The 15,223-nt window shown below is 67.8% G+C and carries 11 protein-coding genes; 2 read left to right on the top strand and 9 right to left on the bottom strand.

Annotated features, from left to right (window positions below; all coding sequences use genetic code 11):
• Window positions 1–65 precede the first annotated feature (65 nt).
• The 4 genes from ACWD3H_RS11815 to ACWD3H_RS11800 all read right to left on the bottom strand — a co-directional run bounded on the left by ACWD3H_RS11815 (window position 66) and on the right by ACWD3H_RS11800 (window position 2,943).
• Window positions 66–869, bottom strand: a complete 804-nt coding sequence (locus tag ACWD3H_RS11815; protein ID WP_451954918.1) for a hypothetical protein — start codon at window positions 867–869, stop codon at window positions 66–68.
• Between the two features lie 14 nt (window positions 870–883).
• On the bottom strand, window positions 884–1,441 hold the full coding sequence (locus tag ACWD3H_RS11810; RefSeq protein ID WP_451954917.1) for a hypothetical protein: 558 nt from the start codon (window positions 1,439–1,441) through the stop codon (window positions 884–886).
• Window positions 1,442–1,907: 466 nt separating this feature from the next.
• Window positions 1,908–2,114 (bottom strand): DUF6879 family protein, encoded by a 207-nt coding sequence (locus tag ACWD3H_RS11805; RefSeq protein WP_451954916.1) that lies wholly within the window; start codon window positions 2,112–2,114, stop codon window positions 1,908–1,910.
• 226 nt (window positions 2,115–2,340) lie between these two features.
• Window positions 2,341–2,943, bottom strand: coding sequence for a TetR/AcrR family transcriptional regulator (locus ACWD3H_RS11800; RefSeq protein WP_451954915.1), 603 nt, complete (start codon window positions 2,941–2,943; stop codon window positions 2,341–2,343).
• A 75-nt stretch (window positions 2,944–3,018) separates the two neighbouring features.
• Between ACWD3H_RS11800 and ACWD3H_RS11795 the strand changes: the two genes are divergently transcribed.
• The gene (locus ACWD3H_RS11795; protein WP_451954914.1) at window positions 3,019–3,846 is read left to right on the top strand and encodes a class I SAM-dependent methyltransferase; all 828 of its coding nucleotides are present in this window, start codon (window positions 3,019–3,021) and stop codon (window positions 3,844–3,846) included.
• A 333-nt stretch (window positions 3,847–4,179) separates the two neighbouring features.
• Here the strand turns inward: ACWD3H_RS11795 and ACWD3H_RS11790 are convergent, their stop codons facing one another.
• Window positions 4,180–8,916 (bottom strand): AAA domain-containing protein, encoded by a 4,737-nt coding sequence (locus ACWD3H_RS11790; RefSeq protein WP_451954913.1) that lies wholly within the window; start codon window positions 8,914–8,916, stop codon window positions 4,180–4,182.
• Window positions 8,917–9,432: 516 nt separating this feature from the next.
• On the opposite strand from ACWD3H_RS11790, the gene ACWD3H_RS11785 reads away from it, so the two are divergent.
• The gene (locus tag ACWD3H_RS11785) at window positions 9,433–10,551 is read left to right on the top strand and encodes a protein kinase domain-containing protein (RefSeq protein WP_451954912.1); all 1,119 of its coding nucleotides are present in this window, start codon (window positions 9,433–9,435) and stop codon (window positions 10,549–10,551) included.
• On the opposite strand, the gene ACWD3H_RS11780 is transcribed toward ACWD3H_RS11785, so the two are convergent.
• The 4 genes from ACWD3H_RS11780 to ACWD3H_RS11765 form a co-directional block, all read right to left on the bottom strand.
• Window positions 10,541–11,428 carry a serine/threonine-protein kinase gene (locus ACWD3H_RS11780; RefSeq protein ID WP_451954911.1) on the bottom strand — a complete coding sequence of 296 codons (888 nt, stop codon included), beginning with the start codon at window positions 11,426–11,428 and terminating at the stop codon, window positions 10,541–10,543. The genes ACWD3H_RS11785 and ACWD3H_RS11780 overlap by 11 nt on opposite strands.
• A 95-nt stretch (window positions 11,429–11,523) precedes the next feature.
• Window positions 11,524–12,162 carry a DUF4352 domain-containing protein gene (locus ACWD3H_RS11775; RefSeq protein ID WP_451954910.1) on the bottom strand — a complete coding sequence of 213 codons (639 nt, stop codon included), beginning with the start codon at window positions 12,160–12,162 and terminating at the stop codon, window positions 11,524–11,526.
• A 572-nt stretch (window positions 12,163–12,734) separates the two neighbouring features.
• Window positions 12,735–14,609 (bottom strand): DNA/RNA helicase domain-containing protein, encoded by a 1,875-nt coding sequence (locus ACWD3H_RS11770; protein ID WP_451954909.1) that lies wholly within the window; start codon window positions 14,607–14,609, stop codon window positions 12,735–12,737.
• 126 nt (window positions 14,610–14,735) lie between these two features.
• Window positions 14,736–15,092, bottom strand: a complete 357-nt coding sequence (locus tag ACWD3H_RS11765) for a nucleotide pyrophosphohydrolase (protein ID WP_451954908.1) — start codon at window positions 15,090–15,092, stop codon at window positions 14,736–14,738.
• Between the last annotated feature and the right edge of the window lie 131 nt (window positions 15,093–15,223).

The raw sequence follows: 15,223 nt of genomic DNA, 5'->3' as shown, positions 1-15,223 counted from the left end.
GTCCTCGCTTTCTCCCAGGTCGGCCCAGGGAAGCGCCGCTTCGTAGTCGATGGGCGCCGCCGAACTCAATCGACTCGTGAACGCGATCCTTCGAGCCGGTCGGCCGTGAGCATCAACGGGGTGCCGACCCCGTTCCGGGAGGCCGCCTCGGCGAGGAAGGCGGCCAGCCATCCCAGCGCGTCCAACGACCATTCGGTGAGGAGACCGTGGAATGTGGCCCGGTGCCGGGCGGGCCCGCGCCACAGTTCGTCGATGACGGCGGGTTCCAGGACCATGCCGTCGTCGGTCAGGTCGTCGGTCAGGGAGAACGAGTCGCACGCGAAGACGTCCTGCGTGAAACTCCGTATCCACCGGAGCATCTCGGGTGCCGCCGAGTGGATGGACGGATCCTGCCCGCCGTCCAACGTCACCCGTACCGGTGTTCTCCACCGCGGGTCAACGTCGGCGAACCAGCCGGCGTCCTGGAACAGGGGCAGCACAGCGCTCACCCGCGACGAGGCGTCAAGGCTCTGCACCGGCAGCAGGAGCTGAACCGCTCGCAGGCGCGGAGTGCCGATACGCGCCACCACGTCGCCCGCACACGAGAGGAACGCCTGAACCGGCAACGGCCGGCGGTCGGGAACCGGTTCGGTCAACGACACCTGAAACCACGCGATGCGCGACGGCTCCGGGCCCTGCCCGGCGTCGTTCATCCCCCACAGGCCGCCGGACGCGTTCTCGATGGCCTCGGTGAGCCATCCCATCGCGGACGACCTCGCGACGAACAGACTGTACGCGTCCGAGGAGGCGACGCGAGGATCTCGCCACGGATGCAACGCCAGCTCGCCGTGCAGAGCCGCGAACATGGTGCTGTCGGGTCTGATGCTCACGTCGCCCTCTTCCGCTATCGCCTGCAGTAGATGTTCCGGCTCGGTGTGTAGAGCTTGCCCGGGTCGTCGGCCAGGCCGACCAGGTCCACGTCGACGACGCTACGCCATCCCGTCAGGCTGTTGCTGTTACAGCCGCCGCGTCCGGTCGCGCGGTTGCCGGCGCCGCCGCCGGACCGCACCGTCGCACTGCCCGCCGTGCCGGCGTTTCTCCAGCTGCCGTCGGAGTAGTACTGCTGCAGCTGCACCGTGACGACCGCCAGGGTGGCGTTGCAGTTGCCGTTGACCCACCAGCCGTGCCCGGAGGCCTCGAAGGCGGACGAGGAGACGTGGACGTAGTCCCCCGCGGTGTTGAAGACGCACAGCGCCCGGGTGTTCGTCGCGGAACCGGTGTTCTCCAGGCTCGCCTCGCTCCCCGCGGGAGCCCGGCCGGTATCGGGAGCCGGAGCGGGGGTGGGAGGGGGTGCGAGGACGGACGCCGACGGAACCGCGATCGCCGCGGTCTGCGACATCCCGAGGAGCGCTGCGCTTACGATGCCAGCCGTCATGGAGATCTTGCGGAGTGATTGACGCATGATCGTACCTCCGTGCTGAGTCGAGTCGAGCAGGGGCAGGAGCTGTCGTGCGAATCCTGTCTGGCGGTTGGAAATGTGCGCGGTGCTGATCTCAGGTAATGGCGCCAGGCATTGATAAACGTGTCATTTCCGCTCTTCCGTGTCAACGGAAAAAGAATTATTGACAGCGTTTCGACGGGTGCTCGATCTGCGATTCACGACCATAAGTGGACAATTCATCGAATAATTATTTATTTTTCACCAAAGTCCGCCAATGGCCCATCTCGCCTGCTCGACGCTGGAGGGCATGTGCCGGAGTGGACGGCTCTGCTGCCCTCGGATCTGGAGGCGGTGGAGCTGCACCACCTTGAGGGGGGCCTGGTACCGGCACTGACACCCCTGGCCTGTACGACATCACGCGAAGACCCCGACAGTTCGGAATGCGAACTGCCGGGGCGCTTCTCGTCTTCTCCGGGCTTTTTGCCGCCTACTCCGTCTTCGTTGTGGGCGAGGGAAGGGGTGCCACCTCGCGGTTGAAGTAGGACATCACATCTTCACCGGCCTCGTAGAGGCTTTTGATGTATTTTTCCCAACCGCCGATGAGGCCGGGATCGGTGTAGCGAACCGCACCGTTCGGGACGCCGGTTTCGGTGTAGAGAACGTGGTAGAGAGTTCGGCCGCCGAGGATGACCACTTCCGGCAGCCGATCGCTGCGATGTCACCGTTGTCGAGTTGCCAGATGTCTGGGCATTCGTCGCGGCCGTCCGAACGGTCTAACTCTTTGGCCGACTTCCCTAATCGCCGCTCGAATGACGCGGAAGGGCCAGCCTCCCAGGAACGAGCCATGCCCGCCTCCACTCGGCTTGGCTGTACGTTCTACCTGCGCGGAGCATATGTTGGACGGCACTCCGGTGGGTGGTTCACAACAGCCGTCTCTGTACGACGTCGGCGATGACCGTGGTCACCACCTTGCCGACGGCTCCAGCCTCCACCGGGGCGCCTTCCCGGCCGGCGAACAGCAGGTGCCCGGCCCCGATCAGTGAGAGCGCGAGCGCGTCGACGTCGGCGTCGGCCGCGATACGGCCCAGCTCGCATTCGTCGTTGAGGTAGCAGGCGATCATGGCCGCGGCTTCCGTCATGACCGGGATACCGTGGCCCGGCCTGGTGTGGCGCAGCCGGGCGCGCAGCTCGTCCCGGAAGATGACGAGACTGACGATCGCCACCGCGACCGGGTCGAACAGGTCTGTCAGCGCGCCGGTGAGGTTGCCGGCGACGGTGCCGGTCCCGGCGGACTCGCGCAAGGCGGCGGCCTGGTCGTCGATCCGGGCGATACGGTCTCGCACGAGCTCGGCGAGGAAGGCGTCGAAGTCGGCGAAGTGCCGGTGCAGGACGCCCTTGGCGACGCCGGCCTCGGTGGTGATCGCACGGCTGGTCAACGCGTTCGGCCCGTCCCGAAGCAGGACGCGCTCGGCGGCGTCGAACAGTTGCCGGCGGGCGTCACGGATGTGCACCCCGGTCGGCACCGCGCGTTCCTCCTTACGCTCATCGCGAATCGCTACCCTGTTGGCGAGTGGGCATGTGCCCACTATGGTGGGCGCATGCCCACTATACCGCAGGGACAATCGCACCCTTCCGAGAATGAGCCGCACAAGGCCAGACAGGTGGCGGAGTCGTTCGGGGCGGACGCCGAACGCTACGACCGGGCCCGACCCCGCTATCCCGACGCCCTCGTGGAGCGGATCGTCGCCGCCGGCCCCGGGCCTGACGTCCTGGACGTCGGCTGCGGCACCGGCATAGAGGCCCGGCAGTTCCAGGCGGCCGGCTGCACGGTGCTGGGCGTCGACCCCGATGAGCGAATGGCCGAGTTCGCGCGGCGCAGCGGGGTCGAGGTGCAGGTGGCGACGTTCGAGGCCTGGGATCCGGCCGGCCGAACGTTCGACGCGGTCATCGCGGGCCAGGCCTGGCACTGGGTGGACCCGGTCGCGGGCGCCGTGAAGGCGGCCCAGGTCCTGCGGCCCGGCGGCCGGCTGGCGGTGTTCGCGCATGTCTTCGAGCCTCCGCCCGCCATCGCTGAAGCCTTCACGACGGTCTATCGGCGGGTGGTGCCCGACTCGCCGTTCAACGGCCAACCGCCGAAGCAGACCCAGGACATCTACCAGGCGATGTTCACCATGTTCGCCGACGGAATCCGAAAGGCGGATGAGTTCGGCGACCCGGAGCAGTGGCGATTCGACTGGGAGCGGTTCTACAGCCGCGATGAATGGCTGGATCTGCTGCCCACGACCGGTGGCCTCACCCGGCTCCCGGCGGACAAGCTGGCCGAAGTGCTGGCAGGCGTCGGGGCCGCCATCGACGCGATCGGGGGCGGCTTCACGATGCCCTACACCACGATGGCGGTCACCGCGGCGCGAACCAGCGCCGTCTGACCCGGCTTTCCGGGGTATCCGGCGCCGCGGGCAGGACGCCGGCCCAGACCCGGACGCCGAGGCCTGCCCTAGGACGCTCGCCTTGTGGCCAGGCTGAAAACGCGGTTGCTGCAATGGAACACGAAGCCGCCAATCCGATCAGCACGGTGGCCAACGCGACCTGGACTCGCCCAACGCGCAGAGCAAATGGGCCGCGGCCATATTCTTCGACGCCGGTTCCACACCCCTCGTCTACCGGGAGATCTTCCCTCATCATCCGGATCTGTCCGGGACCCTCGTAGCACCCCAGTCACGCCCAACCAGACCAGTGTGCGTCTCGACATGCGTTCAGTGTCAGCCATGTTCTGAAACGGGGAAAGCCCGTTCCGGGTTCATCGACTGCCGGTATGCCTCGATCACCTCTACGGGAAGGCGGCCGCGGTCGCCGATGGAGTACCCCTGGTTGCGGGCCCAGGTGCGTATCTGCGCGGTGGGCACCCCGGTTGAGGAGGGGCTACCGAGACGGGCCGCCGTCACCATCCTGATCGGTGATTCGTCCATCTCATTGAAGTCTCCGTCTTCAAGCCCGTCCCAGCCGATTTTCTCCGACAGGGCCAGGGCGCTCCAGGACAGTGGCAAGCCGTTCCCCTCGTCGACGGTCGTGCCCGGTGAGATGCCTCGGCGGTCGAGTTCGGCCCAGAGCGACTCCATGGCCGTCGCCGGATCGAAGTAGAACTCGCTCTCGCGGATGCGCCAGAACCGCCACCCCGCGCGCTTGAGCTCGCGCTCCCGGTCGAGGTCAGCCTCGCGTTGTTCGGGGGTGCCGTGCCAGAAGTCGCCGTCGCATTCGACCGCGAGTCGCCCCTCGGCCCCGCTCACCACGAGGTCGATCCGGCGGCCGTTGACCTCCACCTGGGGAACGACGTTGTACCCGCGCTCCTGGATACGGAGGAACACCCGCTGCTCGAAGAGCGAGTCGAACTCCGGATGACGGCTGTCGGGGGTCACATCGCTCAACGAGCTGCTGAGCGGTGTCGTCGGCGGGTTCAGCATGTAGCCGAGGAGCGATCGGCGCAGGCACATCGGGGAGAGCAGGTCGAGGCTGACGGAGTGGAAGAGCCACATCTGGTCCTTGGCCCGGGAGGCGGCCACGTTGAACCTGCGCTGCCACTCGGTGCTCGTCACCGCCGAACGCCTCTCGGCGATCACCATGGACAGGAACATCACGTCACGTTCGTCGCCCTGGAAGTCGGGGGGTGTGCCGACCCGCAGGCGCCGGTGCTCCCACTCCTTGGTGTCCAGCCGATCGAGCAGCATGTTGTGGATCAGCTGGGTCTGCCAGGTGCCCTGCAGGACCACGACGCCGAAGGTCTTGTCGTGGTACGCCGGATCCTCCGCGCAGGTGAGAATCCGATCCACGATCGCCTCGGCCTCCGCGACGTTACGGAGCCGGGTCGCCGTTCCCTCGCTCAGCGCGCCGGTGACGCGCACCACCCGTAGCGGCGGCAGCCGATCGGCGCCGAACTGCCGGAGCGGTACCAGCGGCTCGTCCGCGTAGAACTGCCGGGAGGAGAAGTCGATGATCTCCGGCATGCAGCGGAAGTGCTCCTTGAGCCGCAGAACCGTGCCGAATCTCGTCGCCAGCAGGTCGAAGAGGCTGGACTTGGGGGTGAACGCGTCCCGGAGGTAGGCGGGCATGTCCGGGAGATAGGTCGCCAGCTTCGCGAAGATCGGCTCCAGCTCGCCGTGGGTCACGGTCGAGGGCGCACACTGCTTGTCATCGCCGACGACGATGACCCGAGGCGCGAGCCAGAGCAGGAAGAGCGCCTCGATACCGGCCTGGCTGGCCTCGTCGACGATGATGACGTCAAAGGAGTCGCGGGTCGGCGGGATCGTCTCCAGCACCTGCTGGATGGGCATGATCCAGGCGGGGACGGCGTCGCGCGCGTCGTGCATGGCCTCGCGTGCGCGGGACTGGAACCTGTCGGCGTACCGTCCGGTGCCCTTGCCCAGTTTGCCGATGTGATCCTGGTAGGCCCGCAGCGCCGTCGTCTGGCGGGAGTTCATCCGGCTCAGCGCCGCCTGCCAGGCCTGTTCGGCGGCGAGTTCCGCGGTCAGGCGCATCTCCCGGGCGGTCGCGGCTTCGAGGTCGGACTCCAGCTGCTGTTCGAGGCCCGGCCGGCGCTGCTCGGTGAAGAACGTCCGTGCCTTGGCCCATGCCCAGGCGCGGCCCCAGGTGGAGAAGTGCGGTTGCCAGGTTCCAGCTTCGGTGAGCAGGCCGAGCAGTGCCGGGTGCGCGTCGCGGACCCGGCCGGCGAGCTCGTCGCAGCGTCGTTGTTCGGCCTGCTCTCGGTGCGCGTCGGCAAGCAGGCCGAGACAGAGCTGATAGGTGATGTCGTCACGTGATTTCACCGCGTGTCCGGCCTCCAGCAGCTCCGGGGGCGGAGGGCCGAGCTGGGATTCCCGCTGGATCCTCTCGTACAGGGCCTGGAGTTCCGAGGTGGCCTGTTCGGCTTCGACCTGGAGCCGCACGGCGTGCAGAGCCGCCACGTACGACGCCCACTGCGCGGGAGTGCCGAGGGCGACGTACGCGCCGGTCGAGGCGAGCAGCCGGGCCGTCTCCGTCACCGCCGACACGACCTGACGCACCTGATCGAGCCGGTCGAAGGCATCGGCGAGCTGTGCGACCGTACGCTGCAGGGGCTGGTCTCGCGGGAACTCCACTCCGACCAGCCGCCAGCCGCGCAGGAGTTCTCCGACGGCGGCCCGGCCTTCGAATTCGGCGATGACCAGTGAGAGCAGTTCCGCGTTGGACGGTGTGATTCCGTCGACCGATGTGCCGGCCAGCCACGGCTCGGCCTGCTTCTGCACGGCGGGCTTGAACAGGCCGCGTTTGAGGTGGTTGCCCGCGGCGAGGTAGTCGCGCAATGCCTGAACGGACTGGAGGTACGAACCCGCCGCGCCCGGCGCGTCCAGCGACGGGTACCGGATTTCGCGGAAGCCGATGCGGCTGATCGCGTCCCGGGCCGCGTCAAGACGGTGGGTGTGCGCCGCCAGCTGGTCCCACACGGCGGTCTCGCGGCCGCCGAATCCATCGTCCAGCGCACGGACCGTCCAGTCGGCTGGATCCCAGGCCGACGGCTCCTCGGGCATGCCGAGCTGTCGCAGCCGGAGGGTGACATCGGTCGCCACCGCCTCAAGCCGGGAGAGCAGATCGAGACCGAGGTGTTCAAGGCGCGCGGAGATGCCCGTCTGGGCGTGCCGGGCCATACTGTGCGCGCTGCTCTCCGCCGCGATCAGGGCCTTGAGCGTCTCAGTGCCGGGCAGTGCGGCCACGTCGGGGAGGCGCTGGTAGAGCCTCGCCCTGCGCCTGGGGGTCTCTCCGGCGAGCAGGGTGATGAGTTCCGCGGCTTCACCGGTCGAGATCGGCGGTACGGGGCGTGCCGAGGCGGGAAGAGGGGTCGGGATCCAGCAGCACTCCGGCTCCTCCTGCCGCAGGCGCCGGATCACGGAGGCGAGAGTGCCGGAGTAGCCGGCCGCGATCTCGGCGTGCTGGTAGGTCTCGGACTCGCGCAGCGCCCGGATCTTCTCGGTCAGTTCGACGGTCGCACGACGGGCGGAGTCGAGTTGGTGCCGCTTCTCGGTGATGGCCCTGGCCTGCCGGGCCGGGTCGAAGGAGGAGAAACGGCTCGACAGCGCCTTGACGCCGCCTTCGAGTTCCGCGGAGCCGCCACGGCCGATGTCGGTCATGGAGACGCAGAGCGCGGCGATCTCCTGCGGGAGTTTATCCCGCAGGACGCGCAGCGCCTGCGCCTTCTGGCTGGTGACCAGCACTCGCTGTCCCTGCGCGAGCAACGCCGACAGCAGGTTGGCGATGCTGTGGGTCTTCCCGGTTCCCGGTGGACCCTGTACGACGACGCCGTTGTCCGAGCGCAGCCGAGTCATGATCGTGCGTTGCTCGGGGTTGGCGGGCAGCGGGAAGAGCGGATCCTGGCCGAGAGTATCCGCTGAGGCGGTCCCTCCGTCCCGTATGAAGGCCATCCGCTCCGCCGGTTCGAGAGGGCTGACGAGTTGCGCCAGCCCAAGGGGCGTCTGGGGTGCCGGTCCGGTCAGCGTGGAGATCATCTGGTCGTAGTAGGAGATCAGGGAACCGTGGTCCCGTTTCCGGAGCACGAGCGCGGGCGCCGGCCGTACCTCGGCGTCTCTGGCGGACATGTCGCCCGGAGACCAGTCGTGCCGGTATCGAGGGCCGGGGTTGGTGTCCAGGCCCCGGTCACACCAGGACTCCAGGATCTCTGCCATCGAATCCCGCAGGCCGACGCCTTCGCCCTCCCGGACACGCCGGCGGAGGTGGTCGGTCCGCTGCGGGGCGAACCCATCCAGGTCGGCCAGCAGTTCACGGTCCTGAAGTACGGTCGCCGTCTCGCCCAGCAGGACGTCCACCCGCTGGGTGTGCCGGTCGACCCGGAGATGGAGGCGGGTGGCGAGTAGATGGTTACGGACGCGCGGGCCGCCAGGCACCTCCCAGGAGAGCAGGCCGGTCGCCAGCACCAGTTCCAACTGGTCCTCGACCTGGTCCAGTTGGTTGGAGATCGAGTAGAGGTCGCGGTACCAGTGCTGCTGCCGTTGCCGCTCCCGTTCCGCCTCCGCCCAGGCCTGCCAGGAAGGCAGCCAGTCGCCATAGGCCCTGACCACCTCGGGCCGGTCCTGCCGGGTCTCCCGGCGGGACGTCGTCTGCCCGTTCTCGTCCGTTTCCTCGATGCGGCGTGGACCGGTCTCGGACAGCTCCGGAGCGTCCAGTTCGGCGTCGATGAGCTCCTCGTGGCGCAGCCAGCCGTCGAGCCTGTCCGGGGGAGCCGGGTGTGGCGCGCTCCGGACGGGATCGACGGAGAGGAAGACCTCGCCCAGCCCGGCCTCGCGATCCGGCTTGACCTCGTTCGGCAGGTCTGCCAGCCAGAGCACCTGACTGTGGTGGCGGAGATCCCGGATCGGGGCCCGGCGGGCCGACGCGAGGTGGCGGAGAAACTCCACCAGGCGCGTGCTGGAGTCGATCAGCTGGGGATCGCGGGCCCGGGACTGCTGCACGCTCACGTGCTTCCCTTCTCCTTCGAGTCGTGGGGGTGAGGCGAGGTGATGGGCACCTGGGGATACGAGCGACGTCAGAGGTCGGGCGCGAGCAGGGCTTCTCTTCGGAGGAACGATTCCGAGTGGACGAGATTTTAGTGGTGGCCGGGTCGTGAAGGAATGGATCGTTCCCGTAATGAGATGACTCCGCGGCTCCGCGCGGTACGGACGCCGATTTCCTGGTTTGGAGCGAAACGCTCGTCCGCTGCGGTTTCGGGCCATCGGCTCCGTCTGACCGCTCTCACCTGTTTTCCGTACTTATCAGGTCGTTTCAGGTCATCGGCTATATCTGGCTCAGCACTGTGGATAATCATCCCGGGTCGATCGGGTCACGTGTGGAATGCGGGGTGAACGGCAAGGTGACGACCGGTTCGAGCCGTGCGGAGTCACCGGCCGCGACGACCCGCCGCGACCGCCGGATCGCACCGGCGGTCGCCTGGGGCGTCGTCTGCCCCGCCCCGTCGGCAGTGGTGGGTCCGTATCATGTGCGCTGTGTTCCCAGCCGGTGGTCCTGCCTTCCACCATCACTACGGCGCCGACGGGCGCGTTCCCGGCAAGCCTCCCTGGTGGAACCTCCCGCTCAGCGTGGTCTGGGCGCTGGTCCCACTGGGCACCGCCGGATTCGCGACCCCCCTCATCATCGGACACGCAGCGGTGCGGCTGAAAAGCCGAATCGCCGGATTCGCGACCGGTATCTACAGCATTCTCCTGCTTGCGTTCGTCATCATTTCCGGAATTTATAGCGACAATGACCCCACGACCAAGGAGCCGGAGGTCGACGTGATCGTGGGGGTCTTCATCCTTGTGAACTGGCTGGGCGCAACGGTGCACGCGTTCATTCTTCGATCATCCGTCTTCCGGACTCGGCCGACGGTTCACTTCCCTTCGGGGACCTGGCGGTACACCCCCGTGCCGCCGCACCACCACCGGACTCCGATGCCCCCGACCGGGCCTTACCACGCACCCGCGCCTCACCCTGGAACTCGGGCCTTCCGAGATGGCGACGGTCCGCCACCAGCACCCCGGCCTTATCAAGCATCCACGCCTCAGCCTTACCAGGCGACCCCGACCCCGCCGTCCTCCCCGTCTCCGTGGTACCCGGCGGACACCGCGTCCGGCTCTCGTCCCTTCGACAGCATCGGGCCGTACCGGCTGGACCAGAAGATCGGCGAAGGAGGCCAGGGCGCGGTCTATCTCGCGTACGGTCCTGGCGGGCAGCCGGTGGCGGTCAAGGTGCTGCACAGCCGGATCATCGGCGGTGCGGCCGAACGCGAGAGCTTCATCAGGGAGGCCGCCATGGCCCGGCGGGTGCGCCCCTTCGCCACGGCCAGGGTGATCGACGTCGGCGTCGTCGGGGACGTGGCCTACATCATCAGCGAGTACGTGCCCGGCCCGTCACTGGAACGGCTGGTCAGAGAGGAAGGGCCGAGGGGCGGTGACAGCCTGACCCGACTGGCCATCGGGACGGCGGCGGCGCTGGCGGGTCATCCGGATCTGTCCGTGCTGCTGGCAGCGCTCCAGGCTCCGCTGGCCGCCTGCCTCGCCAAGGACCCGGGTGGCCGGCCGACGGCCGCCGAGGTGATGATGCGGGTCACCAGCTGACCCGGGACAGCGCTCCGGCATACAGGTGGATTGGCCTCATCACCCGATCGACCACGCCGGGCAGCGGAGGCAGGTCCCGTACGAACGGCAGGAGGCGGTGAAAGACCTCGTCGGCGCGTTGCGGACGTCGGCCGGGTTCCCGCTCCAGCAGGGCCGTCACCAGCGCGTCGAGCTCCTTGGGCACCGCGGCTCCCAGCGGCGCCGAGGGGCGGCTGAAATGTCCGCCCATCTCGGTGACGAAGCCCACCGGCTGGAAGGCACGCCGACCGGTGAGCATCTCGTAGAGGACGCAGCCCACCGAGTACAGGTCGGTCAGCGCGCTGGTCCTGCCCTCGTGGAACTGCTCGGGAGCCATGTACAGCTCGGTGCCCGGCGCCCCCATCGTTCCGGTGATCACTGAGAAGTCAGGTGAACCCTGAACCGTCGCGACTCCGAAATCCAGCACGACGAGGGTCGCGTCGCGGCAGAGCATGAGATTGCCCGGCTTCAGATCCCGATGCACGAGCGAGCGAGCATGCGCCGCCGACAGCACGGCACAGAGTTGCGCGCCGATCAGCGCGGCCCAGGAGACGGGGAGGCTCTCGTGCGCGTCGAGCACGTGCGTGACGGGCCAGCCGTCGACGAACTCCATCACCAGGAAGAACCCGTAGTCGTCCTGCCCGAAGTCGTGGACGGCGGGCACCCCGGGATGGCGGAGCAAGGCCATGATCCGGGCCTCGCGCCTGAATCGCCGGACGGTCTCCTCGGTGAGCCGGTCGCGCCGGACACGTTTGACGGCCACCTTGCGGTTCAGGTGGGTGTCGACGCCCTCCCAGATCTCTCCCATGCCGCCCCGGCCGATCGGCTGCCGTAGCTCGTAGCGCTGCGCGACCAACATGGGACTCCTCTTGCCAGAGGTTGGGCATCGGGCGCCCGTTGGGGATAGCCGGATCCGGATCTTACCGGTGGTTCGGTCCGAAAGGGGGCGCGTGGTCAGTCGTTCAGGGCGACGGTGACACCGCCGGAGAAGGGGGAGTCGTGTAGTTCGATCGCCTTGATCCTGAAGTTCTTCGGGACGTCGAAGAGCAGGATCCCGTTGACCGCGTTGCCGGGGTTGATGGTGTTGAGGAAGGCGTTGGAATTCTTCAGCCCGAGGGCGGCGGCGCCGGAGTCGGGGTCGTACTGCCTGCCCTTGGTGTCGATGAGCTTCTGCGAGGAGCCGCTGAACAGCTGGGACTCGTCACCGATGTTCTTCACGGTGACGTGCACCAGGATGTACTGCCCCTGGGCATCGGATCCGACGTACTCGTCGCCGACCCGCGCGACGCCCTTCTCGACCTTGGTGACCTTGAAGGCGAACTTGCCGTCCTTGACGGTGTCACCGAGTCCCGCCGGCTTGCTCTTCTTCTCCGCCGGGGCGGCCTCGGCGACCGTGGTGTCGGCCGAACTCGCTGGGTCCCCGCCGTCCTTGTCGCCTCCGCCGAGGAGCCCGCCGATCACCACCAGGCCGGCCAGTACGGCGGCGCCGATGAGGAACGCGCGCAGGCAGCCGCCTCCCCTCCGTTGCACGATCACGGTCTGCGGAGGGGGCTGGGGGTAGCCGTACTGCGGATGTTGCGGGTTTCCGTGCATGGCGGGGCTCGCTTTCCGGGGGTGGGGGCGATTGTGCGACGCCAGTGAATCATGTTGTGAATATGATACACAAGGTTAAATCTTGTGACTGTCACATATGCGTGTATCATCACCAATTGATGTATCTCGTTTAGATCTGATGGGGTCGCTCCCAAGGTGCGGCAGATATCCCGGAGTGCGGGTGTTGCCGCACCCCGGTGCGGGCAGGTTCAGGCGGCCAGGACGATTGCCCTGGTCGCTGGATCAAGAGACGGGTCGGTTCGTTCTACGAGCACGAGCGCGGCCTGGCCGCCGTGTTCGACGGCGACGAGTTCGTCGCCCCTCACCTCGCGGATCCGGCAGGAGAGCGCGGTGAACTCGGCGCGCGGGGAAAGTAAAGAGGGCGCGGTCCGAAGACCGCGCCCTCGGGGGCGGGAAGCCCCGGGTAAGCCCGTGCTCGCTTTCGCGACTCCGCGAATGTACCCGGCATCGAGACGATCGACCACGGTTTTTTGGAAACCCTCCGCCGGAACCCCAGTACTCCAGCCGCACGTCGAGAGCCTGGGTTGAACCGGACGTCTAGGACATAGCCATCAGGAGGTGAGGCGGGAGAGGAACTCCTGGGTTTCCGGGTCCGTGGAGTAGACGAACGTGCCGATCATCCCTCGGGTCAGGAGCACCTTGTAGGTGTTGCGGATCAGTCGATCCGCCTGCTCGTCGGTGGTTCCCCGGGTGAGCGAGGGGTCCTTGCTGAACGCTCTCCTCGGGTGGAACCTGCCGTCCCGGACGACGAGATCGGGTCCGATGATCACACCGTTCCAGTCGTACTCGAATCCCTGCGCGGTGTAGACACAGCCGACTTGCTCGAACCCTCCGTCCAGGGTCGCCCACAGCGCGCTCGCGGGCGCGCTGCCCACGGCCCTGTCACCTTTGACATTCCACGGACGGGACCAGTCGCCGATCCGGACGTCGTGAACGAGGGTGTCGTCGCTCTGCGGGGCGCTCCACGGCCAGCAGAAGCCGGCGGTCATCCGCGCCGAGTAGCCCTCGTCCAGTTTCGAACGCAGCAGGGCCTCGAGCTCCTGTGGCGACTCCGCCGGAGACACCGCGAAGTGGTCGTCTCCCGACCACGGAACGGGGCCGTCGCCCCGCAGGCCGAGGAGGTGCAGCACCCACTCCTCGTAGGCGCGGCTGCCTCCGCAGCGGAACTGCCCGTCGAGCGAGATCTCGTGAACGCGGAGGCCCCGGGCCTCGGCGTGCTCTCTGATCTCGGCTGTGGTGCCCATCTCGCCGGGCCGCACGACCTGGTGCTCGTCCAGCAGGAAGACGGGAACGCGGGCGGCGTCGATCAGCTCGTCGACCTGACGGCGGTCGCTGCGCAGCCGCGCGGGCGTGTAGCGGTTCTGTGAGGTCTCGCGGAGACGGTGGGACTCGTCGCAGATGAGAACCTCAAGACCGTTCTGCTCGGCGGTCATGAAGCTGTTGAAGTATTTGAAGAGGTTCCTCACCTTCGAGGAGCCCTTGCCCGGGACCTTGCGCAGCGTCTCGGTGAACGACCGCGACCCGGTGGCGTGCAGGACCGCCCGTCCCTGTCTCGACAGCTCACCCAGCAGGGAGAGCGCGATGACGCTCTTGCCGCTTCCCGGGCCGCCGGTGACGATGACGACCTCCTTCGAGTCCGCCCGGCGAGCCCGGTCCACGGCGTTCAGCACGATCTCGTACGCGAGCCGCTGCTCCGCCAGCAGCACGAACTGCTCTCTGTCCTTGATCTCCCGGGCGGCCAGCTTGAGCAGCTGCTTCGAGGGACGCACCGCACTGGTGAGCAGCCGGTCGGCCGCGTCCGCGCCGGACTCGGGAGCGAACTGGCCACGCAGGTAGGTGAGGAAGGCGCCCCGCCGGGTCTTGGTGAACAGGCGGCTCCGCTCGTCCTGCTCCCGCGTGTAGAGATCCTGGATGTCGAGGTCGGCCGCGTTGTGCAGGTAGGCCACCCCCCTGAGCGCGTCGTCCCTGCCCTCCAGGGCGCCGACGAAGTCGGCGAGGTAGTCGCAGTAGCCCCGCACCTGGAGTGCGGGGTGCAGCTTGGGGCCGCCCGGAGTACCCTCGACCAGCACGAGGTCCGGATCCTCCTCGAAGAGCTCGGCCCGGCTCCACTGCTTCAGCTCCACCACCAGGTAGGCGTCACCGCCGGTGCGGCGGTCCACCCCCGCGAGCACGACATCGGCCCGCTTGCTGGTCAGCGGGAGCTGGTACTCGATCATCATCTCGACGTCGCCCAGCCCGGCGTCGACCAGGTCGCGGGCGAGGATGGGCAGGCTGCGATCCCAGGACCTGCGCTCGGCCTCGGAGGGATTGACGCGCACCGTTCTTCTGAGATGTTCGGCGATGGTCTCGCTGAGTCGTTTTTCGGGGACCGAACCGTCGGTCGCCAGCTTGGCCAGACTTTCGGCGGAGTGCCGAAATGCCGTCACGGACCTACCCCCAGGCAGCACGAGAGACTCGTGCGGTATGGGAGCGTGTCCGCGATCAGGCGATCGGCGGAAGCCCGTCGGGCCGCATCACTACGCCCGGCACATTACCGCGATCATCCGACAAAATCAGACGAGCGGCGGCGCCTTCCTGGCCGATCCCCGGTAAGCCTCCACGTCGTAGCGCTTCTCGCTCTGGTCGAGCTTGGCGTGGGCGGCTTCGACGAGATCGACGTTCAGCACATCGGCGAGCCGGGTCAGGTAGACCATGACGTCGGCGAGTTCGGAGCGCAGGCGCCCGGCGGCCTCCGGGTCCTCCGTGGCCCGCGCGGACTCCTCGGGGGTGAGCCACTGCAGCTCCGCGAGGAGTTCCCCGACCTCTCCGGCCAGGGCCATGGCCAGGTTCTTCGGGGTGTGGAACTGCTCCCACTCCCGCTCATGCGCGAACCGCCGCAACCTGCCGGCCAGTTCCTCAAGCTCCGTCATGGCAGCACGCTACAAGCCGCGGAAACCAGGGTTCGAGCAACCCCGGTACAGTCTCCGGGATTTCGGTAGACCAGGAAAGGACCCGGGGGCGGGATCTCGGCGGTCAGGGTGATACAGCGGTGTAGTTTTGC

The sequence above is a fragment of the Streptosporangium sp. NPDC002607 genome (genome assembly GCF_053592655.1).
This window is presented reverse-complemented; position numbering and strand designations above follow the sequence as displayed.